The 273-nt window shown below is 40.3% G+C and carries 1 protein-coding gene; it reads left to right on the top strand.

What is annotated here, in order from left to right:
• Nucleotides 1–4 precede the first annotated feature (4 nt).
• Nucleotides 5–172, top strand: a complete 168-nt coding sequence (locus tag SB749_RS19445; RefSeq protein WP_410711751.1) for a hypothetical protein — start codon at nucleotides 5–7, stop codon at nucleotides 170–172.
• Nucleotides 173–273 lie beyond the last annotated feature (101 nt).

Below are 273 nucleotides of genomic sequence, written 5' to 3'. Positions count from 1 at the left end.
GGGGTTGTTGCAAAAGCATGCAATCCTGACACTAGCTTTAGGTGATGAAAAAGAAGTAGCTAGTAGCTGTGGTAAAGGTCTATCAGACTGGAAGCGCAAACGTGATAGATTAGAAGCTGCTATCCAGTCGATAGAACGACAAATACAACCACAATTGACTAACTTTGAATAAGCCGCTTATTAATTAAAGCGGTTTTTTTATGCCTAAAATTTGCCCGTCGTGACTTTTCATGACGGGCTGTTTTATGTCCAAAATTTAGCAGGGATGCTAAC

It is taken from the genome of Brevibacterium sp. SIMBA_078 (assembly GCF_046534565.1).
Lineage (GTDB): Bacteria > Actinomycetota > Actinomycetes > Actinomycetales > Brevibacteriaceae > Brevibacterium.
This window is presented reverse-complemented; position numbering and strand designations above follow the sequence as displayed.